Origin of the sequence: Bacteroides thetaiotaomicron VPI-5482 (assembly GCF_000011065.1) — a bacterium.
In the GTDB taxonomy this organism is placed as follows: Bacteria; Bacteroidota; Bacteroidia; order Bacteroidales; family Bacteroidaceae; genus Bacteroides; species Bacteroides thetaiotaomicron.
This window is the reverse complement of the sequence record NC_004663.1, coordinates 3,778,947-3,802,804: the sequence shown is the minus strand read 5'-3', so window position 1 is coordinate 3,802,804 and position 23,858 is coordinate 3,778,947. Positions and strand designations below refer to the sequence as shown.

Genomic DNA, 23,858 nt, shown 5'->3' with positions numbered 1-23,858 from the left:
TTTTCATGTTTCTAAAAGGTTAATAGTGAATATATTGATAATTGATTCTTATGTATTAATATAATATGATGTTGTTATTTTCTTGTTTTTCTTTTAAATCGAGGCTGATACATATCTTTTCGATGATATTGGTAAGCGGCTCGTCTTTACGTATAGTTCCGTTAAACTTCAGCTCTTTGAGCTTTTCTTCTTTAATTATGATGTTTACATGGTATGAACGGTTGATAAAATCGATGAATTCCTGTAATGGCTTGTTGGTAAAGCGATATTTACTTGAGCGCCAGTCATACTCGTTGATATCTATATTCGTGCGTACAACTGATTTGGCCTGGGTATTGTATACGATTCGTTCGTTCGGTTGCATCGGCAGTTCTCGCTGTCCTTCCTCTGCCTGGAATTTGATGGAGCCGGTGAATAAGGTAATTTCCGATTCCATGTGCCCGGCTTTGATGTTGAATTCCGTTCCGGTCACTTCAATACGCGATTCCCGGAAATAAACCCTGAAGGGTGCTCCCTGAGCTTTTTTCACTTTAAAGAAAGCTTCTCCTTTTTCCAAGAAGATTTCTCTGTTGTTCAGAAATGACTTGTGATAGCGAATTTGAGAAGCTGCGTTGAGCCATACTTCCGAACTGTCCGGCAGCATGACTGCCAGCTTATCATTCATTGGAGCACTGATATTAATGTCGGATGATGAAATATTGTTGGCAATCCAAAAGCCGATAATGAAGATGGCAACAGTGGCAGCGATGGAATATCCGATACGATAGTATTTCTTGTTTCTCTCTAAAGGCTGTTTTTCGTTCCGGCATCTGACCATAATCTTATTGAGTATGGTGTGCGGGGGAACATGATCTTGTATATGAGCTTTAGGAGCTTTATCCCATTGTTGAGACTGAAAGTTAACCATAGGCTTCTCATTGAGAAGCTGTTCCCTTTCGGAAGTTGTCAGTCTGTCGGCTAACATCTTTTTTATAATATTAATGAGTTCTATTGAATTCACGTCTTTGTATATTAGTGATAATGATCGTTATTGACTTCGGTTACATACTAAATACTCCCCATATTACATTTACCCCTATCGGATATAAAAAAAATGTGTTTTATTTTTGTATCTTTTAAATAATGTATAGCTTTGTTGTCACTAATATTTGCACAAATATGAACGAAAGAGAAAGAGTATTGGCTATTAAGGGCGGTGATCATCAAGCGTTTATAGATTTGTATAACGAGTATTGGAGTCAGGTTTATGACTTTAGCCGATTGTACATCGCTACAATTGCTGATGCAGAGGAAATTGTTCAGGATGTGTTTGTGAAGTTGTGGGAATCAAGGCATTTACTGAAGGAAGATGAAAATATCAAAGGTTTTCTCTTTATTGTTACCCGAAACATCGTATTTAATAAAAATAAGAAGAGAGTAAATGAGAATCTTTTCAAAACCTCTGTTTTGGTAGCCTATGGAAACGAAGGTTATTATAACTCCACTACTGTGGAGGAAGATTATTGCGCTTCTCAACTAAAAATATTCATTGATCGGTTAATCAATTCACTTCCTGAACAACAAAGAAAGTGTTTCTTGTTGAGCCGTGAAGAAAGCCTGAGTTACAAGGAGATAGCCGAGAGGCTTGGTATTAGTCAGAAGACTGTAGAAATACATATGGGTAAGGCCTTGAAATTCTTGAAAGATAAGGTGAAGCGAGGCTGGGAGATTCTATTGTCGCTTCTTTCATTTTAGTTATAAAAATAAGACATTCCTTCTTTCTCATTATTTATATAGTGTCGGAATATACTTATCTTCTTTCTTGCTGTTTTTAGCAGGCTGTTACTTTATCTGTATTTTCAATAGCCTCTTTTCTTTTCAGATAGACTTTCTGAAGTAGTCAGATTATTAATGATGTAATAGAAACTCATGTACTTTTGGCTATAATCAGGTTTGGAGGCTGATAGTAATAAGCTTTGATTCGCAAAAATTATTTAGTAATAAAAATAGTTGGAAAAAAGTTTGGTATGGCAGCTTTTTTTGCACTACATTTATCATTCATCGCTGTTTCAAGTTAGGCGTTTCCATTTGAACAGATAAATCAGACAGCATTCCCCGATCATAGTTATTGTATTTGAAAACAATGATTAGAATGTAGTTTTCCGATGTGAAATTGCAAGGTAACATAATAAATAAAGCTTTAATTAATTTGGACAAAATGAAAAAAGTACTGTTAACTTTAAGTTTGAGTATCGTTGCGTCGATGGGCAGCTTCGCGCAGAATGAACCTTATAAGAATCCGAAACTTACTCCCGAAGAGCGTGCGGAAGACTTATTAGGGAGATTAACTTTGAAAGAGAAAATAGGATTAATGAAAAATTCTTCTTTTGCGGTAGAACGGTTAGGAGTAGCTCCCTATAATTGGTGGAGTGAGGCTTTGCATGGTGTTGCCCGTAATGGACTGGCTACAGTGTTTCCGATAACTATGGGTATGGCATCTACCTTTGATGATGAAGCAATTGAAAGAGTGTATGTTGCCGTTAGTGATGAAGGACGTGCTAAATTCCACGATGCCCATCGCAGTAATCGCTATGGATATGGAAACGAAGGGCTTACTTTTTGGAATCCGAATGTGAATATTTTCCGTGATCCGCGTTGGGGGAGGGGACAGGAGACTTTCGGCGAAGACCCTTATCTGACTACCCGTATGGGAGTAGCTGTAGTAAAGGGAATGCAGGGGCCGGCAGATGCCGAATATGACAAGGCTCATGCGTGTGTCAAGCATTATGCAGTGCATAGTGGTCCTGAGGCGAAACGTCACTCTTTTGATGTAGAAGACCTCTCTCCCCGTGATCTATGGGAGACTTACCTTCCGGCTTTCAAGGCTTTGGTGCAAGAGGCAGACGTGAAGGAAGTGATGTGCGCTTATCAACGCCTGGAAGGAGAGCCCTGTTGTGATAGCAACCGGTTGTTAACGCAAATATTGAGGGATGAATGGGGCTATAAACATTTGGTTGTAAGTGATTGCGGTGCTATTGATGATTTTTTTGTGAAAGGCCGCCATGAGACACATAAAGATGCTGCCGATGCCAGTGCTTCTGCTGTGATCAATGGAACTGATCTTGAATGTGGTTCGATATATTCGCATTTGGAGGAAGCAGTAAAGCAGGGATTAATCACAGAAGAACGTATAGACACAAGTTTGCGTCGTTTGTTGAAAGCCCGTTTTGCTTTGGGCGAGATGGATCCGGATTCTATCGTTCCCTGGAGCAGAATTAGTATAGATACTGTGGATTGTGATTTGCACAAACAGATGGCGTTGGATCTGGCACGTAAATCTATGGTATTGCTTTGCAATAATGGCGTGCTTCCGTTGGCAAAAACAGGGGCACGTATCGCAGTGATGGGACCGAATGCGGTTGATTCGGTGATGCAATGGGGAAACTATGAAGGTGTACCCTCACATACATATACTATTTTGGAAGGGATTCGCTGCAAGATAGGCGATGTACCTTTTGAGAAAGGATGTGAGTTACTGGATAATCGGATTTTTGAATCTTATTTTAATGAGATCTCCAACAATGGGCGTCCCGGTCTGACGGCTACCTACTGGAATAATATGAATTTGAGTGGTGATGTCGCGGCTACAAGTCAGATTACTTCTCCGATTAATCTGAGTAATGGTGGGAATACAGTCTTTGCCACAGGTGTGGGCTTATATAATTTTACTGCTGTTTATGAAGGAACTTTTCGTCCGAAAGAGAGTGGAGCTTATGAGTTGCTGATTGAAGGAGATGATGGCTATCGGGTATATGTGAACGGGGAAAAGGTGATTGATTATTGGGGAGAACATGCCAGTGCTAAAAGGGAATATACGTTGAAAGCAATTGCGGGGACAGATTATAAGATCAGAATAGAATATATGCAGGCAGGTGCGGAGGCATTGCTTAGATTTGATTTGGGTATTTATCGTCATATTTCACCTGAGATGGTTGTCGATAGAGTCAAAGAAGCGGATATTGTTATTTTCGCAGGTGGCATTTCGCCGAGTTTGGAAGGCGAAGAGATGTATTCCGTTAACAGTCCCGGATTTGCTGGCGGCGACCGTACTTCAATTGAACTACCGCAAGTGCAGCGTGATATCCTGAAAGCATTGAAGAAAGCGGGGAAGAAGGTGGTGTTTGTCAACTGTTCCGGATCGGCGGTCGCATTGGTTCCTGAGATGGAGTCTTGTGATGCTATCTTGCAGGCATGGTATCCCGGGCAGTCTGGCGGATTGGCTGTGGCGGACGTTCTGTTCGGAGATTTTAATCCGAGTGGAAAGCTGCCCGTTACTTTTTATAGGAGTACGGACCAGTTGCCGGATTTTGAAGATTACAGTATGAAGAATCGTACCTATAGATATATGACGGAAGTTCCTTTGTTTCCTTTTGGATACGGATTGAGTTATACTACTTTCGATATTTCTAAAGGACGTTTGAATAAGAAAATTATATCTGCCGGACAGGATTTGAATTTTAAAGTCAATGTGAAGAATACAGGGAAGTATGATGGAGCTGAAGTTATTCAGGTGTATGTCCGCAAAGTAGATGATGCGGAAGGGCCGATAAAGAGTTTGCGCGCTTTCCGTCGGGTACCGCTGAAGGCGGGAGAGACTTGTGTTGTATCTATTGATCTTTTGCCAACTACATTTGAGTTCTTTGATCCGACTACAAATACTATGCGTATTATGCCCGGAAAATATGAAATCATGTATGGCAATAGTTCGGATATACCTTCGGGGAATAAATTGAGTGTAACACTTCGGTAATAATATTACTCATTAATGGGGGTGTCAAAAGTCAGTAGCAATAGCTTGTGTATTCACCTACCACCTCCCCCTGCGGGTACTCCTCCTTCCCGAAGGAGGAGATTTAAGATACTGCCGACTTTTTTGTCAGCCCCAGTTTCGTTACTATTGACTTTTGACACACTCTCATTTATTTTTCGGGAAATTCAGTCTGGGATTTTAAGGACAGCTGAGTGATCCTTATCCTTTTTTATCGTTCCTATTTCATATACTGATGTAATGGTGCAGGAAGGGGCTGTGTTGTAATGCTATTACAGACTCAGGCTTTCTCACAGCGGATCAGTACTTTTTGTCCGTTGTTTAAGGTGCTGGCAAACAGATAAGTGTCTCCACCTTCCGACAATTTGATTCGTTTACGGAGTTCGGCAACCGTAGCCGGAAAGTTACGTACTGTGATATTTGCTTTTTTCAAGTCTCCGAGACTTTCTTTTAGTTCTTTTTTATTAAGGCTGCACTGACTAATGATGTGGAAAGCCCTGCCGGGAAAGCTCTCGACCAACACATCAGAAGTATAAAGATGACTGTTAGGATGCAGTTTTTTAACAGGAAATGCGGAGGCGATGCTGCGGAAAGCTCCGGCTTTCAGGAGTGAAGCGTTCGGCTCATAGAGATAATTTTCCAGTGTGTCGGTATAGTTGCATTCGCTGCACTGCTCCTGTTCGCGGGTGAATACGAAATGCTGTTCTTCCTGTGCCCCCCTGGTAGGGAGATTTACGCAATGGATGGATATTTCTTCTGCCGATGCTTGTCCGAGTATCAGTAGTAACTCTTTGCATTCATTATTGGCAGATATGATGTGGACTTCCTGTACGTGTTGTAACTCTTTCAATGCCAATGACAAGTCCAGCATGGGCGAGAGTTTGACCATGACCTGTTCCGCTTTGTTCAGTAAGAGTTCTTCCAGTTCGGCTACATCGGGTTCACAGTCTGAGATGGCAACCGTCTTTCCTCCGTGCTCGTTGCGGCGGGCAGGATCGAGGAAGATGCAGTCTACCGGAGACATAGCTTGCAGATAACTCACTCCGTCCTCGTTCTTTACGTTGATATGGTTTAGGTTCAGGATGGGAAAGTTGTGTGCTGCTATCTCGCAGAGTTCCTGCTGACGTTCTACGTAAGTGGCGGATTTGAATCTGGCAGCAAGGAAAGCGCAGTCTATTCCGAATCCTCCGGTCAGGTCCGTCAGGGAGTTACCTTTTAGAAGGGTTGCTTTGTAGCGGGCGGTGACTTCTGACGAACATTGCTCCAGTGACAGGTGCTTCGGGTACCATATATCATCCGTATCTCTCCATGATGGAATCTTTTCGGCGGCAACTTGCCTTCCTGCTATCTGTGTGATGGCGGTCGGCATATCTACATTCGGGTATTTCCGGGCTTGCAGGGCCAGAGCACGTACATCATCCGTCTGATGTTCGCGGATAAAGAGCTGGGTTTCGGGGGAGATTTGCATCATAGGTTGTTTATATTCGGCGTTATATGGTGGTACTCGTTTATGGTATTACGTTGTATTTCTTCCGGGCTTCTTCCCGGCTGCAGAAGTTGAAATGCCACCATTCGCTGGGCAATGCACGGAATCCGGCGGCTTTCATTACTTTCCTCAATAATATCCGGTTCTGACGTTCTGTTTCGGTGATTTTTCCGTTGCGTATCAGTTCGCCTTCTTCGGTGATGTGCGCTTCTACTCCAAGATGATCTACCTTTGTGCCCATAGGCAACGGTCGCCCCAGCGAGTCCTGAATGCTGATGTCTACCGCCAGGCCGTAATTATGAAGTCCGCCTCCACGGTTGGGATTGGAGACATATCTGTATTTGGAAGTTCCTTTGACCACATCCCACATTTTTCTCTGTACCGACATCGGACGTGCAGCGTCGTAAATAATGAGACTGTAAGATGGATGCAGTACCTTCAGTGCTTCTTGTGCTTTTAAGAGGGCATACGCCGCATGAGGATGCAGATAGGCTTCGGACAGGTCGTCATAAAGAATTTCTCCGGTGAAGTTATCCGCTTTTGTGTACATTAGGCTGATGGCGATGCTGTTGTCCAGCTCCGCTATATTTATTAGTCTCAGAGAATCCATGTAAAGAGCCATCGGGCTTTTCTGATGCCTTGGAATCAGTGTACTGGCGGATTCATTTTTCTGCGAGGGGGATGTATAAATAGAATCTGCATCAATGGAGTCCGCATGAGCAAGGGATGTACAGTCGGATGCTGTACCTTCGGGGCTTGTATCTCCGAGTCCTGCGCACATAGAGTCTGTGTACGTTATTTCGGTCTCTGCAGATGTCTTTGTCTCCTTATGCCCCGATACGCAGGAATACCCTGCCAGCAGAAAGCAAAAGACAAATAAACTATATTTCAGCATCATCATTACTCCTTTGGGTTTTGTGTGCCAAAGATACTTCTTTTTGAATTTAGCACCAATAAAAAGCCTTTTTTACGCTGTTTGTTGGATCTATATATCCTGCGCGTTGGACATATATGCCCTGCGTGTTGGATATATATCCCCTGTACGTTGGACATATATATCCTGCATGTTAGGTTACTATACCCTGCATGAACGGTAACTATACCCTATATGCAAATATAGTCTGAATACCGGCACACCTTCTTCTGTGATTTATCCGGATTTTCAGCGGTTGATACTGACTATTACTTTTTTTAGATTGGCCGTATTCTTCCATATTTCGAGTAGTTGCAGAATACGTTCATCCGTTACTCTGCTGTTATTGACAGACAGCAGTTCCGAATATATTTCCAGCAGCTTCTTCAGTTCCTTGACAGGCTGTTCCGGAAGTTCGGCAATCAGTGATGTAAGTAGCAGCTCCAGTTCCCGGTTGTGTAGTGGGCTGACGTTTATCATTTGCTGTTGTATCAAGTCGGTAAGTCTTTTCAGAGGTCCCCATCCGGTACGTTGGTGCGAACCCAGTATCCTGCCGATACGTGCACTGTCTATACATCCTGTGTTGACACGGTCCGTCCATATTCCGGCGGCATAAGAACGGGAAGTCTTGTCGGCTACCAGCATACAACTCGCTTCCAGCAGATAAGAGGTCTCATGCCATTCGTGCCTTAATTGGTGGAGTGCCTCTATGGTGGCTTGGGTGATACCAACTTCTCTCACTTCATTTAGCATCGGATCATAAATGGCACAGCGGATGCACCATACAAACAATGGTTCCGGTGTATTGGGAGCCAGCCATACAAGGCGGGGCAGATCGTTTTGTATATCGTCATAACGTTCTATCTGTGAATACATTTCCACCAGTAGCGGATGCGGATCATACGAGTGATAACTCACTCTCTCATCATACTTTCCTTTGTTGACGATGTGGATGTTCTCTCCTTCCGGAACATTGAAACTAAGGGTTGAAGATGTCCAGTTGACTACTTTGTTGTGATAATCAGTATATGAATGAGGGGTTTGGAAAGTCCACCATGAGAAGTTTCCCGTCAGAAATTCGCGTGAGCTTTTGCTATAAGAGAAATCTTTAAATTCAGTATAAACCGTCTCCGGTGATTTGATCAATCCTGCTGTCATCCACCATGAAGGATGGGCGAAGGGAGCTTGTGGTACTGCATCTTTTGCTCCTATCAAGAAGGAAAACAAACTTTGGTATTCCCCTTTCAGTTCCTGAAGAACAGTCGGAAAGTCTTGCGAGGGATAATTATTCAATGCCATCCTCGACAGGGCTATCTGCATATCTATATCGTCCGGTTCGGCATTGGCCTGCTGATATTGTCCGAGTCTTTTTATCAGAACTATGGGGTCAATAAATGCAGGCATATGCGTAGGAGTGGATAGCATGGGAAGTCGGTTCTCGTTACTTTCCAAAAGGTCTAATGTCCGGTACAGTAATTGTTTGTGAATAGGAAATTCCGTTCTTTTATTACTCTTTTGGCGGATGGTTATTCTCTGCAGATTGCGATATCTCCACTGACCTTTCTGAAGTTCGTCTTTCTGCACCATTTTCTCGTGCAGGGTGCTCAGTTCTTTTGCTTCTACAGGGAAACGCTTGATTAATAGTTTTGCGTAGTCGATAAGGAACGTTGCCATCATAGAATCCAATATTCCGTTGCGTGAACTTCCGCCATTGATAAGTAACTTATAGGCACGTTGAAGAACAGGTGTCCATTGGGTGATATGTTTCGCTTCCAGTTGCTCATTCCATTCTACCAACGCATTCAGGAAAAGGTCGAAGTGGTATAGCTCATTGGAATCTAGTATTTGGCTGGCCAGAAATATCAGGTCTTCGATGGAAGTAATTTCCTGTATCCGGTTGTCTTCCCGAAGGATGGGTGGCATCGGTTCATAGTCGAAGGAGGCGACACTTGCCTGCTCGTCAAGAGTAGTCAGCAAGACTTTATCGGTAGATAAAGCATCTGAAACATTGTCTTTCAGATAAGCTGCCAACTCTTTTTTAGTGCTGGTCAGCATTGTTTCTGCATAAGCAGAGAGTGCTTCTTTCAATGTGGGCGACTCTGTTTCTCCAAATGTCTGAATCAGTTTCACTATCTTGTTCTGAGTAGATTCGTCGCGACTCATCAACCCTTGTGCGGCAGCGCAACAGATGGTATCACGATATTCTTTTTTCTCTTTCGCCAGTTTACTGAGAACTCCCAGCGTGTTTTGATGGACAGCTTTTACGTCCGAAGCGAAGAGGACAGTGGTCTGATCCAGAAAATCATCTGTCAGGAACCGGGGATGGCTGCACAGATTCTTCAGAAGACCGAGGATGATATTTATCGGACGGCTATGGGGAGAAGATAGTGCGGCAAGCATCTCCGGCTGTAATGTCAGTTGTTCTTCAACGCTGGGGCTGAGTGCCGTAAACATACCGGCAAACCAGCTGCACAGGTTCTTGTTAAAGTTCCGGTTGATTGCCAGCAAAGACTCTTTCAGTACACGCATACGGTCTAGCTTTCCGTTCTCGGTGAAGTGTTGGAATGTATAATAAGGATATCCTTTGGCCGGATTGGCGTGCCAGTTTTGCCCGCAGTCATATTCAAACAAATACCAGATGTGCTCGTTGATTGTAATATCCCGCTTTTCTAATACGGGGGTAGTGTGGATATAGTTAACCAGATAACCTGCTATCGTCTGCGGAGAGGGGGAAATGGTGAGAATACCCCTTTCTATCCAGTCCATCAATATCTCGTAGTCCATATTGTAAAAACCGCCAAACTCCTTACCTTCACCTTCAACGAAATAACTATCCAGCCACGTGGGAATATGCCATGCAGCTATCTCGTTCAGATGCGCTGTGTTTATCCCCCATTCGTGTTTGCGAAATTCCTTGAGGGGAAAAATCACAAGGGCGGCAAGATCAATAATGTGATGCTGTCCCGACGTGGCACGCGTACCGTATGTCCTTTCTTCCAGCTGGACAAACTTATTATAGTATTCTTCCAATCGGCTGAGGCAGGGAATGAGGCTCTCCCGCTCCTCCTGTGTCAGTTTCTGAAGAAAAGGAATGATCTTCTGCCCTTGCTCTTTTTCTACTATCTCGGTAAGCTGTGTTTCTAGTGCAGTCATGGTTATAATTTTGATTGAAGGATATATGATAACAATATCCGTGTTTATAAATTAGTCTACTTTAAATCAATTAAGATCACCTGAAATGATAAAAACCTGATACCAAGCAATATTACCTATTACTTATTACCTGTTACCTATCACCTCTCTAATGCCGTAACTACTTTTTTCAGATTAGCATTCTTTTTCCACATTTCCAGGCGCTCGCGGACTTTGTCGTCAGTTACGCAATGACCGTTCATGCGAAGCACTTCCGCGTAGAGTTCGAGTAACTGTTTTTGTCCGGTGACCGGATTGTCGGGCAATCCGCCGATCAATACAGTGAGTAACTCTTCCAGTTGTTGATTGTGAAAGGCGCTTCGTTTGTATATGCTTTCATACACTTCTGTGGTGAAGCGTTTTAGCGGAACAATGCCCATATTGATAATTCGTGCTACTATTTCTCCTAACCGGTGATTGTCTATTCTGTTGTTAGCGATGCCTTCCACCCATAGCTCCGCAGCGTATGAACGGACGGTTTTGTCAGTAAAAAGCAGGCCTCCGCCCAGCAACAGTAAACTCATCTCCCGGAGCGGACAGTGAAAAGACAATAACATACGTAAAGCATTGGCTACACTGCGTTTGCTCTCTTCCTGCGGTGAACCGAAGTCCATGTAGCAGTTGATGATTTGTGCAACCAGTGGTTCCGGTTGGTTGGGGAAGAAGCTGAACAGACGTTCCATATAGTCGGAATCGCCTATATTGTATCTGCTGTTGATGATCAGATGTTCTTGCCAAAGCTGGTGGCTGTTGTGTTCTGCATACTCATGCCACTTGTAGAAATCGAGCTGGAGCAGACGTACATCTGCTGCATATTGATTTTCTTTCTGTGCCGGTTCTTTCCAGCCGTAATTTCCTGTCAGGTAATTGTGGGGCAGCGTGTTGCAGGAGAAGTTTTTGAATGCTTCGAATTCAGTATCCGGCTCTTTCACCAGTCCGGCTGCAAGCCAGGCAGATGGATGATTGTACGGTGGTTCGGGCTGCGTCCCTTTATCTAATAAAAAGAGACAAAGATGCAGATATTCATTATTTAATAATTGTCGGGCGACAGCAATGGCTTCTTCCTTGTCTTCTAAAGCGCAGCGTGCTATGGCCAGCTGAAAGTCCCATGAACAAGGCTTTGCATTCGCTTCCTGATAAACGGCGAGCCGTCGTACAAGTTCGGTGGCCTGGATGTATGCCGGGCTATGTGTCGGAGTAGAGAGTAAAGGTAATGAGTCGCCTTTTTTGATTTTACGGATTACTTCCAGCCACAATTGTTTGATAGGTTCAAAACAGGTTCTATTGCTGTAAGTTGGCTGCCAGTCTGCAAGACGCTTGAAAGCACGTTCGTCGTAGGCTCCTCTGTTTGCGTCTATTCCTTTGAGTCTTTCTTCCAGGCGTGCGAAGATTTTACTTAGGAATCCTTGGTTGGCAGTGTCTTTTTGTGTCCATAAACGTTGATATTCCAGCAGGAAAGTGGCAAGAAAGTTCTCGTATACTGCCCAACTGTTGATAATGATGTTGGCTGCCCGTTGGAATACAGGCTCCATCCGGCTGAAATCTTCTTCATCCAACTGGGGATGGAAGGCGATGAGGGCGGCAATCGTTGTGTCTGTTTCCCAACTTTCATCCATGTCGAACAGGCGGCTGAGCTGGAACAGAAAATCTTCTTTATTGGCAGGAAACGGGATACGGTTGTCTTCCCGACAAATACGAACCTTTTCTTGGAAGGTTGTTTCGGGAAGGCCAGTTTCTTCCGCAGGCTGCTTCATGAAAGAAACAAGTATATCCTGTACGCTCTGGAACATCTCGGATTGGTAAGATAGCAATGTCTCTTGCAATGTAGAAGAGGATGCGTCTCCGTACTTTGATATAAAGCTGGCAGCTTTCTTTTGCAGGCTTTCATCTTTCTTCAGGAATAGTTGGCAGAGTGGGATGCAACACGCTTCTTTCATTTCGGGGTGCCCGGCAACGATCTGCTCAAAAATGGAATAAATAGTAAGCAGTGAGTTTTTGGGGCTGGAAAAGAAAAGAGTAGTCGCACGCTCGATAAACTCCTGATAGCGGAACCCGCCTTCGGAAGCAATCTTTTTTAATTGCTGTAACATCACATTCACCGGTTTGGTGTATGGAGAGGTGAACACTTGCATGATTTCTTCTTGCAGGGATATGAGTTCTTCCGCCCTTGGCTGCAATTCTTCAAAGAGTCCGGCAAACCAATTTACCATGTCTTTTTTAAAACTTCGGTTGAAGGTGGAAAGTGTTGCTCGCAGAAGCCGGTTTCTGTCCAGATGTCCGTCGAGCGAGAAACGATAGAGAATTGCGCTGAAACTTTCGTCCTGCACCGTAATCCCTTCTTTATAAGCACGCTTGGCGCAATCGTCCAGGTAGCCGAGATTTGATTCATATTCGAAGACGTACCAAATATGCTCTTTTAAGGTGATTTCCCGTTTCAGCAGTGGGCTGCTGTCGAAAGTCTCTTCTTCTTTGCTGTTGGAAGATCTTATTCTGATCTGCCAGGGGACCATTTGTCCCAAGAGCTTCGGAGAAAGCTCTTTTATATACCCCAAATCTACGAGCTGCATGAGTTCTTGATAGTTTAGGTTGAAGCTATAGAATGAGTGATCACCATTAATGAAGTCGGATAACCAAGTGGGGCGGTAAAGCTGGAGCAGTTTGCAGAGTAGCTCAAAATCTATTTCGTATGCCATGGTCATCTCACGTTTATTGGCACTTATAAACTCAATTGCGGCAAGAAAACGCCTTCGGGCAGGGTCGCAGCAAGTCATCCAACCTTCTCCTCTTTCATATTGCAGTTCTCCGATAGTTGGAATCACTTTCCGTCTTTCTTTCATCGGGAGTTCTAATAATCGCTTGATAAAAGGAATCAATATCTTTTCTTCTTTCTCCGGAGTATCCACATAAGTTTTGGCTAGTTTCTCCAATTCGTGTTTCAGTTCTTCCATTGTACTCGTTTTTTGACTGCTAAAATATGTTTGCAGGCTCCCCGTTCTCCCTGATTGCCGCTAAACCAGGTACAGGTGCAGCGTTCTTTCTCACTTTCCCTGTCCAGAATAACCGTATGTCTTACTCCTCCGCTCCCAGCGACACGTGCTTCGGTCCGATTTCCGTCATTTGATATAATTTCCACTTTCTCTTCTTCCAATAGCTTCTCGGCAGCTATCATACGCGGATTGAGGCTCAGGATACGCTCTGTCTTAAAGGGCAGGCGACGATAAAAGAAACTATTATCATCCAGATCGAAGCCCAGTAACCCCATAGCTGCCAGTCGTGCAGACAGAGAATCCACCTTATCGAGATCAATGTGCTCCTCAATAGCGAAAAGAGTGGGGTTGAACTGCTGGTTGGCGTAACTGTATTTATCCATCGCTGCTATCCATTTCTCCGGGACGTCTTCAAGCAGGGCGTCCAATGCCGCACCTTCTCCGGAGAATCCGCGCCAGCATTCCCGCGACAGGGAAAGGCTGAAACGAACCGGACCGAAATAGAGTTGCCAAATGGTCGATTGCATCGTCGGATGGACAAAGACTCTCAGCTCGTCAGCAAACGGCAACAGGGGTTCGAGCAGGCGCAGACGATGTACCCCTCCGATACAAACGGCATTCAGACTTTTCACCGGTGAAAAGGCAGGTTTTTGTCCGCGCATCACCAAATAATAGTCACATTTCACGGTTCCTTTGGGGAGTGTCTGAAAGAGTTGCAAAGTCTGTATACGATTGAATGAATACATCCGTTCGGCAACAGACTGGTAAATCTGTACCGTGGTCAGCCCCTTTATCCATTTTACGGGCAGCGGTACTTTGCGTTCTATTACTTTTTCACCTTTATTGTAAAGCCCTACCTCCTTAGGTCCGACTGACATCACTACTTTTTCTTGTTTGCTGATGCTTCCCAGTGCAGAAATCATACCGGCATTGAAGTCAACATTCGTTGTTCCGTTCTCCAGGAACTCTCCGTCGTGTCCGTCGGGCAGTACATCGACTCTGGCATATACGCCTGCACAATTCGAAAATCCTTCGAAGCGTAAACGTTCATTTCCTGCCGTCACAATCGGGTCTTTCAGCATGGAAAGCTGGGCAGGAGTCAGATTAAAACTGGATTGTACCACGTTGGACAACGCAATGAGGCAGCGTGCCGTCATATAAGGTTGTGTCAGCTTCCCCCAAAAGAAACAGGGAGCTTCTTTCTTTTCTATTTCACTGTATTTTGCCAGAAATAATTCGTCCTGATCAGACGAACGTTGTAAGACAGACGGAGCAGCGTATTGATATGAAATAGTATCAGTCATAGATAAATATATAAGTGCTTGTTGGACATTTCCCAAATATAGAAATTAAATCTCAGAATGGAAAGTTGTTGAGTAGTTTACTCTGTTTGTGATGCTGGGATTGTGATTTTATAAAGTGAAATATTTTAGGTTGTTTGCTTCGCTTTTGCGTTTTGAATGCGAAAGTCAGTGTTTGCTTTTATGGATTGTTTTTTGTTTCAGTATAAATGATTTTTTACTGTATATTGCTGATAAATAAAGAGTTGATCGATTATTAAAAATTATTCTTAATAGTTTTAGATAGATCTTTATATCTAAATAAATTATTTTTTATAACTACAATTATATAGCTTTTTTATATGTAATGGAGAAATAATATTTTTGCGGTGAAATATTACTTTCACATTAGAGAGAACTAATAAGTGTTATGAAATATAGATTAAGAAAAGGAAGCTGTTTGTGAAAATCGCTCCAATATTGTTTGTTTTGTTTGTGTTATCCCATTTTGGTGCCAAGAGTGGTTTTCAAAATGGGATTTTTTTGGGCTGATTAAAAAGTCGGTAGTATCTTAAATCTCCTCCTTCGGGAAGGAGGAGTACCCGCAGGGGGAGGTGGTAGGTGAATACGCAATTCTTTCATTCATAGTAAAATAGATACAACCTTGTTTTACCTACCACCCCGGCTTTCAGCCATCCCTTCCCGAAGGGAGGGGAATTGGAGATACTATTGCCTTTTTAGTTAGTCCCTATCTAGGGTTTCTTTAATGATGCCCGTTTTATTTACCTCTTCCGTATCTTTAAAATCATAATTTTGTGGGAACTAGTATATTCTCATATACTTTGGGCATGGAATAAATTCTCTGAAAGGGGGCAAAAATTAGAGGAAGCAATAGATTCGGTTCCGATACCGGATATAAAAAAAAGGTTGTAACAACTTGTGTTACAACCTTTTTTGTGGACCAGCCTGGGCTTGAACCAGGGACCTCCAGATTATGAGAACGACAAAGTGATATTCTGCGATGGTCAGTTTTCTCAATATTTACTGTGTATCAAACAATTACGAATTTAGCTATCTCCTATGAAACTCACTAAATCCCCCTAACTGAAACCGTTTGTTTACGCATTGTTTACGCAGGTTTGAAAAGAACTGTTGTAATTATTCTCGTTTATATCTGTTTGTATAGGCTATATTTTGTCGCAAAACAGTTTTTTTGCGACAAACCTATACTAAAATGTCATCTTTAGCTTCCTGTCTTTAAATCATAGACTTAGCAATTACAACTTTTACAAAATCTACTTTTGTCTCTTTCGAATTCTTCTTTAATTCTATAAACTTGGGGCGAGTTAGGATAAACAATTAACGTTTCTTGTATCTTTTCTTTTATTTCTTCCTTAGTGTGGTTTCTAGATTTAATAAAGTATTCTAATTGCATTGATGCTAAAAGTTCATCCTTACGTTTACTAAAATTCTCTTCCATCTCCTTAAGGAGGCGATTAAGTGTATCTTCAGTTTCTGTATTCCAAGGATAATGATTTAATAAACAACGAAAATATGCTTCTATATGATAAGAATTGGTCGATTTACGATTATAATTCTCTTTTGCCAAAGGAAGGGCTTTAGTATATTTTTCTTGATTCAGATAAACATTCACTAACTCTCGTCTTGCAATTTGCATATTAGAATTAAAATCTAAAGCCTTAAGGAGATACTCCTCGGCCTTGGAATAGTCCTCTTTATAGCGATAGTAAAATCCATACAGAAAATCTTTACTACCTTTATCTTTAATTTTGTCAATGTATGTAAAGAAAATTCTATCTTTCATACGAGCTAAAACTTGGCACAACCTATAGTACAATTCTTGCAGAGGTTCCTCTGTATAACTTGAACAATGTTCCAAAGCATGCAAACAAATATCTTTTACTGAATCATAGCTACCCTGATTATAAAGATCAATGACTGTACTTATAACGATAGACGGCATGACATACGCAAAACCTTTGCCAGACAGCAACTGCTTCCGCAAGTCATGTAAAAATATTGATAATTCTCCTAGATCATCTTCTGCCGTATCTATTTTATTGAAGATTATTTCTTCAATACGGGTTTTCATTATAGGATCTAAATCTAATTTACTTCTACGTATATAATCTGAAACGCCACCGTCCAAACTAATATTATTGCCTCCAGGACCGTAAAAATCTAAAATAGACAAAGATTCAAAATTATTTACGAGCTGTTCTATTTTAGGATAATCTTCCTCATATAATTGTTCGAGTAAATCGAAACTGATCATATCAACTTCAGCAAGCACTTTTGCTAAAGTAAGAGCAGTCTCATCTCCTTTAAACCAACTAATAACTCTGGAAAAGACTTCATCTCCTATTGCAATCAGGTTTTTAATGTCTTTCTTAGCAAATCTTACGTTCTTATCTTTAATTTCTCGAACTGCCTGTTCTAGTTGTTGGGGAGAGGACTGAAGACGATCCACAAAAAAATCGACATCACTATCATTTAGTTGAACATTATAATAACGACAGCAATTTACAAAAAGACGTTTGCGTTCATCTTTTGTAAACCCAGAAAGATTTATATGAATTATCTGGGGATATGCTCTCAACTCAGAATATCTAGGCTTAACCCTACTACTTATAAATATCTTTAACGAGTCTATCATGGCAGGATGGGATATAATTTCTTTACCCCATTCAGAAATAGTTCCGTCATATGATACAAAACTCATCTCATCTTCAATTAGTAAGAATGAATGAGCGTTGATTATCTGATTAATATAAGATACACATTTAGTAATTTGATGTTCATGATCTAATTTAAGAATATCCTCATATGATGCTTTACTAAAGCCCAAGCCTTCGTGCAATTGAAGTATAAAGTTGTCTAAATATGTTTTTTGAGGTAGTTTTATCTGAAATCCTTCAGGGATAAATGATAGTCCGCTACTGTCCTGAATACATTTTTGGATAAATCTAGTACGCCCACTTCCCGGTTTTCCCGAGACAATTAAAGAACGATGAGGCATATACACACTGTCGTACATCGCTCTTTGAAACTCATCTAATTCATTACTACGGCCAATAAACGTATTTATCCAATTGCCATATGCATTATTCCCGACACAACGAATTTTTCGTTGTGTTTCAATAATAAACTGACCTATAATTTTGGGGGATGTTATTGTTTTTATATTTAAACTCCAGTCACGAGTCATCCATGAAGGTAACTCTTCTAACTTTACTCCTTCTTCAATTATAAAAGGCATAAACTCTCTAATAACACCTGTGTCATAAAGTTGTCGAGCTTTTGACATTTCTAATTTAATCCAATCAGACTCAAGGGCATCTTTAGAAATTAGTAATACAAAAATCGGCGCAAAGTTTAGATTTCTAACTATTTCATTTACCGTTTTTGTCGCTGGATAAAAATCGAACTCGTCAACAATGCAATTGTCTCGTTTTACTGTGTCAACTATTTTTCTAACAAAATCCTTATGAGTACTTCTATGAGATATGAATGCTACGGTTGATTGCATATTACTGGTGTATTAAAATCATTATTAATGCTGCAAATATAATAAAACAAACTGGTTTGTTGAATATAATTCACTATATTTGCGCAATAAAATTACATTAAAGAATGAAGTTGAATAGAATTAAGGCTGTTTTATCCGAAAAAGGTATTTCTCAAACATGGCTGGCAAAGAGACTTGATAAAAGTTTTAGTATGGTCAATGCCTATGCTTGTAATCGGATTCAGCCTAATTTAGATACTTTGCAACTGATCGCTGAGATATTACAAGTAGACCTTAAGTATTTGATAACCGACAAAAAGGATAGGTGAGATGAAGCAGTTTTCAGAAGCAAAACTGTGTGGCTTTTCCTGTACTTGTCGAAGAACAAAAAAGTAGTAAGTGGCTGGCAGAACAATTAGGAAAAGACAGGGCTACTGTCTCCAAATGGGTGACGAACACTATGCAGCCAGACGCAAGAAACCTCCTACGTATAGCAGAGGCTTTGAATATTGATGCAGGTAGACTGCTCAACCAAAAACATTTGAACAATGAAGGAAATAGATATTATCCAACAGATAAAACTTGGCGAGGTCAGTAAGGTGCAGTTCAAAGAACGGCTCCTTGACAACTATGACATCGGTTGCGAACTGGTGGCTTTCAGTAATGCACGTGGTGGCACGTTGGTTGTTGGTGCGGTAGATAAAACCGGAAACATCAATCCTTTGTCCTATTTGGAAGTACAGGAAACCACCAATACACTTAGCAATATCGCATCTGAGAATGTTGTTCCTGCCATCCTTGTTGATGTGGAAACAATTTCTGTGGATGGCGGAAGCCTTGTTGTGGCTCATATTAAGGAAGGATTGAATAAGCCCTACCATGACAATCGGGGAATTGTGTGGGTGAAGAACGGTGCTGACAAGCGCAAAGTGTTCGACAATGCCGAGCTTGCCGAGATGATGACTGACTGTGGCAGCTTTTCGCCAGATGAAGCAGGAGTAAGAGATGCTACCATCAAAGATTTAGACGAGGGTACCATCAAAACCTTCCTTAGTAACAAGTTTGATAAGGTGTTAGCAAGAAAAGGCTTGGTGGGCGACGCATTTCGCGAAGCCTCTTTAGATACCGTCTGTTCTGCTATTGCCAGTGGGCACAATGGAGAGAAACTGTTACGTAACCTGCGTTTTATTCGTCCCGATGGTAAAATCACAGTGGCCGCGATGTTATTGTTTGGCAAGTACACCCAACGTTGGCTTCCAATGATGACTGCAAAATGTATTTGCTTTGTAGGCAACAATCTTGGCGGTACTCAATTTCGCGACAAGGTGAACGATGCCGATATTGAGGGTAATCTGCTTCATCAGTTTGAGACTATTATGGATTTCTTCACCCGGAACTTGCGTCATATACAGGTTGGGAATGAGTTTAACTCGCAAGGCGTGTTGGAGATTCCTTACACCAGCCTTGTTGAGTTCACCGTAAATGCTTTAGTGCATCGATCGCTGAATGCGACAGCCCCAATCCGCATATTCATTTTTGATGACAGGGTGGAGATACACAGCCCCGGAATTCTCCCTAATGGACTTACCGTAGATGATATTGTTATAGGCACATCCATGCCACGCAATATGTTCCTATTCACAAATGCCATCCACCTGCTTCCCTACACAGGAGCAGGTAGTGGTATGCTTCGTGCCTTGTCGGAGGACGTGAATGTCTCGTTCACCAATAATGACAGGACTAATGAGTTCGTGATTACTATAAATAGGCAGATAAGTAATCAACCCAATGCAGACTCTGACACCGACTTAGATACCGACTCTGACACTTTTAATGCGGACTCTGACACCAAACTTAGATACTCTGACACCGACTTAGATACCGACTCTGACACTTTCAATGCAGACTCTGACACTATACGTCCTAAAATAACAAATAAGCAGAGGGATATAGTAAACTTCTGCAGTGTGCCACGTAGCAGCAAAGAAATTCTTGAAAGGGTAGGTGTGACATACCATAGTAAGAATATTCAGACATACATCATGTCACTAATCGAGGCTGGCTATCTCGAAATGACCAATCCAGAGCATCCCAATGCCAGTAATCAAAAATATAGGAGAAGTAAAAAATGAACTCACATATATTCACTAACAAGAACGGCAACATACTGATGCGCGAATTTGAAAGAGTTCTTGATTTCATTATAAACAAAGACAAACTGTACAATAGTCTCTAAAAAAACAACGATATGGAATACGGAATAGTTTATCTTCTGACAAACCCTGTGATGCCAGGACTTGTAAAAATAGGCATGACCACACAGGAAGGCATTGATAAACGGATGAAGGAACTATATACCACAGGAGTTCCCATTCCGTTTGAGTGTAAATTTGCGTGCAAGGTCAAAAAAAGTGATTGTCTCAAAATTGAAAAAGCCCTTCATAAAGCCTTTGACCCTCAGCGCATCAACCAGAACCGTGAGTTCTTCCGTATCAACGTGGAGCAGGCACAAGCCATCCTCGAGCTTTTTCATCATGAAGATGTGACGGAAGAAGTGACGGATGAGATACAGAATGACCTCACCGATGAGGATAAAGCTGCCAGCACAAAAGCACAAGCCAAACGTCCACCACTCAACTTCTATGAGATGGGGTTGCAGAAAGGCGATATTCTCATATGGAAAGATGACCCATCAATTTCTGTTACCGTTCTTTCAGAGCGTAAAGTGTGTTATGAAGGAGAAGAAACTTCTATTAGTGCGCTTTCTGCTAAGCTAAAAGGATATAAGGTCAAGCATATACAGCCCACACCGCACTGGTTTTTCAACGACCGTTCTCTAAGTGAAATCTACGACGAAACGTATCCATTTGAAGAGTGAAGGCATATATAGGCTGCCTCTAAGTTTACTCATGAGTGTGGCAAGGATATGCCAAGAGCAGGAGAAAAACGAAACAAAAAAGATAAACGAAATATTCAAAAGATTCTAATGTATTATGGCAACGTGGCAACATACAGACATCATCGTTGTGAAAAAATATAGCATTAGTGCGACTATTGGGTAAGTTTGTTCAATCGCATTACGATTGAAGTTTGACTTCTGCCCATTTTGGCAGCGATGTATTTTACGCTCTTACCTTCATTATGCAGTTCTAATAAAAACTGGTCTGCACGCCTTGTCCATCTTTTATTAGCATTGGGGTGTTTTACATAGCTTTCTTCTGATACCTTTTCAGGATGCAAAAACTCATCTACAAATACAGATGGGAAACGCTTGTCGTATAGCACAAGTGTTTTCAACTTTGCTCTCGTTATTGCAACATAAAACAACCTCCTTTCTTCACCATATGGGAACTGATCACTTTTAGTCAGGACATAATTAAGCACAGGGTCATCGCTTACAAGTGATGGAAAGCCATAGGTATCTTTATTACATTGTAAAAGTATCACATAATCTGCTTCAAGACCTTTTGATTTATGTACTGTCAAGAACTCAATTTTTCTTCCTCCTATTACATAGTAAAATCTATTACCTTCTTTTATCCCTTGATACATAAATGACAAGTAATAATCATCAAAAGAATAGCGTCCCAATAAAAATATAGATTTATCCAATGGAATAGAATCTATAAGTTCTCCTATTGTTTTGCAGTAATCACGTCTGTCGTAAGAACAAAACTCCAATTCTGTTTTCATATCAGAACTGAATGAATGTATATCTTTTTTTATTTGTGCGTTATTACGTTGAATAAAACGAGATGATAAAGAGACCAAAGGCTCTCCAAATCTATATGTGGTTTCTATCTTATTTATCTCTGTTGTACCAAAATATTCTGGAAATTGATTAAAAAGAGCCATATCACTTCCCGAAAAACGATATATGGACTGCCAATCATCACCTACACAATACAACTTTGCAGGCGGATTTCCCTCTCTCAATACTTTTAAGAAGTTGTAACGGTCAACCGATATGTCTTGAAACTCATCCACAATGATGTAATCATACTCAACAAGATGTGTAGTACGACATATCTCTGTGGCTTGAAGAATCGCATCAGTAAAATCGATTTGGTTACTATCGCTTAATGCACTTTTATAACGTTCATATACAGGTTGAAATATGTTTTTGATGATAAAAACACTTCGTTCATCACCTGCATTCTTTGCTTGCTTCAGAACTTCTTTAACTGATTTACAACTTGATTTTACCAATGTTACGAAAGTAACTACAAGCCGTATAAACGCTTTTTCTTGCTTACTACCTTTGGGCAAAACCAAATCATATAATTCTTCGTCTGTTTTCTCTTGAATTGGTACGCCCACATCTGTTAATATTTTTTTGAGTTTATCTTTTATGTCAGAATAATGGAAATCTGCGCTTGATGTCACTAAAAGCTGAGTGCCAAATTTCTCATGAGCAGTTTTCTTCCAAGTTATACCATCATTATATTTTTGATTGGCTTCTTCGTATGTTATATTCTTGTCTTTTGCAAACCAAGCTGGGACAAGACCGTGTTCATCAACTCCGAAATGTTCCAAATAGATTCGTTTGGGTACTCCCTTTTGCTCGAAGTATATAGAAAAATCAGGGCGATATTGAGAGTGCATTTCATCTGCCAATTGATGTTCGTATGGCTCTTCATATCTGAATTGCACTCCAAGAGATGATAAAACAAAACATATCTTTTGTTCCTGTTCACTTCTCACATATATGGTTCTACCGTCCATATCGGGAAACATCGCTTTTAGCTGTACATTCTTTTGCTCTGACAATTTTTCTCGCCTTTCATTCTTGCGTTGTTCCCAATCTGCTTCATTGGTTTGGTAGTCGATGAAGTATTCTACTACACTTTTCTTAAAATCCTCATTCCCTAATAGAGTGTGATAAATATCTATAAATAAGGCATCAGTATTATCGCATATAGAAGGTTTAACACCAGTTTCTTTTTCGATAATATCAATGGCTAATTTATGAAATGTATAGCCTTTCAAACCGTTGGTAGCCATTCTCTCCGTTAGTTCGGCTGCTGCTTTGTTCGTGTAACTAATCAGTAAGATTCTATGAGGGGCAATGTCTTTGATTTCTGTTAGATACTTGACTTTTCCAACAATAGAAGAGGTCTTTCCACTACCTGCACTACTAACCACTAAACAATTATCTTCCTCTGAAACAATTGAACGTCTTTGCTGTTTATCCAATGGATATTTCAAACAATGGTCGAAAAAATCCTTGTGTGTATCAAGTAAGGAATTTATTACCGTATCATTATGTTGTTTGACAAGCCTCTTGATATTACCAAAGTCACGAATTAGGTTTGAGATTGTTACAGATGGCGTGATATTGAAAGTTTCAAGTTTCTTAACAAGTGAATATGCTTCTTGAAAATATGATATATAATGATTTGTGAAATCCTTTTCTTGCGCTGCCGATATTATCTTACCATAAAAAACATTGTTTAAGTCTGCCGGAATATCAATAAATACAGCATCGTTAAGTTTAGACAGCCTCTCTTGGGCTTGCTCGTAGCTGGACTTCTCACTATAAGCGGATATTTGAAGCAATTTTTCTGTTAATTCTTTGGATTTGTTTTTGAGGTGCATTCGTATTGCTACTATTATAAAAAGAGCAACAAAACAAATCAAAGCTATGAATAAAACTAACTGCAT

At 41.1% G+C, this 23,858-nt stretch carries 14 protein-coding genes; 6 read left to right on the top strand and 8 right to left on the bottom strand.

From position 1 onward, the window contains the following. Positions 1-55 precede the first annotated feature (55 nt). Complete coding sequence (locus tag BT_RS15280; RefSeq protein ID WP_008767289.1) at positions 56-964, bottom strand: FecR family protein; 909 nt, start codon at positions 962-964, stop codon at positions 56-58. A gap of 194 nt (positions 965-1,158) precedes the next feature. Between BT_RS15280 and BT_RS15275 the strand changes: the two genes are divergently transcribed. After that, positions 1,159-1,734, top strand: a complete 576-nt coding sequence (locus BT_RS15275) for an RNA polymerase sigma-70 factor (RefSeq protein ID WP_011108581.1) — start codon at positions 1,159-1,161, stop codon at positions 1,732-1,734. Between the two features lie 463 nt (positions 1,735-2,197). Then, on the top strand, positions 2,198-4,789 hold the full coding sequence (gene xyl3A, locus BT_RS15270; RefSeq protein ID WP_011108580.1) for a xylan 1,4-beta-xylosidase: 2,592 nt from the start codon (positions 2,198-2,200) through the stop codon (positions 4,787-4,789). 298 nt (positions 4,790-5,087) lie between these two features. Here xyl3A and BT_RS15265 read toward each other — a convergent pair whose 3' ends face one another. The 6 genes from BT_RS15265 to BT_RS15240 all read right to left on the bottom strand — a co-directional run bounded on the left by BT_RS15265 (position 5,088) and on the right by BT_RS15240 (position 18,215). Next, the gene (locus BT_RS15265) at positions 5,088-6,278 is read right to left on the bottom strand and encodes a THUMP-like domain-containing protein (RefSeq protein WP_162303089.1); all 1,191 of its coding nucleotides are present in this window, start codon (positions 6,276-6,278) and stop codon (positions 5,088-5,090) included. A 37-nt stretch (positions 6,279-6,315) separates the two neighbouring features. Then, complete coding sequence (locus BT_RS15260) at positions 6,316-7,194, bottom strand: M15 family metallopeptidase (protein ID WP_011108578.1); 879 nt, start codon at positions 7,192-7,194, stop codon at positions 6,316-6,318. A 261-nt stretch (positions 7,195-7,455) separates the two neighbouring features. Further along, positions 7,456-10,359, bottom strand: coding sequence for a DUF6493 family protein (locus tag BT_RS15255; RefSeq protein ID WP_011108577.1), 2,904 nt, complete (start codon positions 10,357-10,359; stop codon positions 7,456-7,458). A 140-nt stretch (positions 10,360-10,499) separates the two neighbouring features. Beyond that, positions 10,500-13,346 (bottom strand): DUF6493 family protein, encoded by a 2,847-nt coding sequence (locus BT_RS15250; RefSeq protein ID WP_011108576.1) that lies wholly within the window; start codon positions 13,344-13,346, stop codon positions 10,500-10,502. After that, positions 13,334-14,689: an SWIM zinc finger family protein gene (locus tag BT_RS15245; protein ID WP_011108575.1), complete on the bottom strand. Its 1,356-nt coding sequence runs from the start codon at positions 14,687-14,689 to the stop codon at positions 13,334-13,336. The genes BT_RS15250 and BT_RS15245 overlap by 13 nt, the downstream gene beginning before the upstream one ends. A gap of 1,246 nt (positions 14,690-15,935) precedes the next feature. Continuing rightward, on the bottom strand, positions 15,936-18,215 hold the full coding sequence (locus tag BT_RS15240; protein WP_011108574.1) for a toll/interleukin-1 receptor domain-containing protein: 2,280 nt from the start codon (positions 18,213-18,215) through the stop codon (positions 15,936-15,938). 104 nt (positions 18,216-18,319) lie between these two features. On the opposite strand from BT_RS15240, the gene BT_RS15235 reads away from it, so the two are divergent. From BT_RS15235 to BT_RS15220, 4 genes are all read left to right on the top strand, one after another. Then, positions 18,320-18,523 carry a helix-turn-helix domain-containing protein gene (locus BT_RS15235; protein ID WP_011108573.1) on the top strand — a complete coding sequence of 68 codons (204 nt, stop codon included), beginning with the start codon at positions 18,320-18,322 and terminating at the stop codon, positions 18,521-18,523. Between the two features lie 29 nt (positions 18,524-18,552). Beyond that, complete coding sequence (locus BT_RS15230) at positions 18,553-18,792, top strand: helix-turn-helix domain-containing protein (protein ID WP_055169699.1); 240 nt, start codon at positions 18,553-18,555, stop codon at positions 18,790-18,792. After that, entirely contained in the window at positions 18,743-20,326 is a 1,584-nt protein-coding gene (locus BT_RS15225) for an RNA-binding domain-containing protein (RefSeq protein WP_011108572.1), read from the top strand. The genes BT_RS15230 and BT_RS15225 overlap by 50 nt, the downstream gene beginning before the upstream one ends. A 116-nt stretch (positions 20,327-20,442) precedes the next feature. Next, positions 20,443-21,072 (top strand): GIY-YIG nuclease family protein, encoded by a 630-nt coding sequence (locus tag BT_RS15220; RefSeq protein WP_011108571.1) that lies wholly within the window; start codon positions 20,443-20,445, stop codon positions 21,070-21,072. A gap of 173 nt (positions 21,073-21,245) precedes the next feature. On the opposite strand, the gene BT_RS15215 is transcribed toward BT_RS15220, so the two are convergent. Next, entirely contained in the window at positions 21,246-23,858 is a 2,613-nt protein-coding gene (locus tag BT_RS15215; protein WP_011108570.1) for a UvrD-helicase domain-containing protein, read from the bottom strand.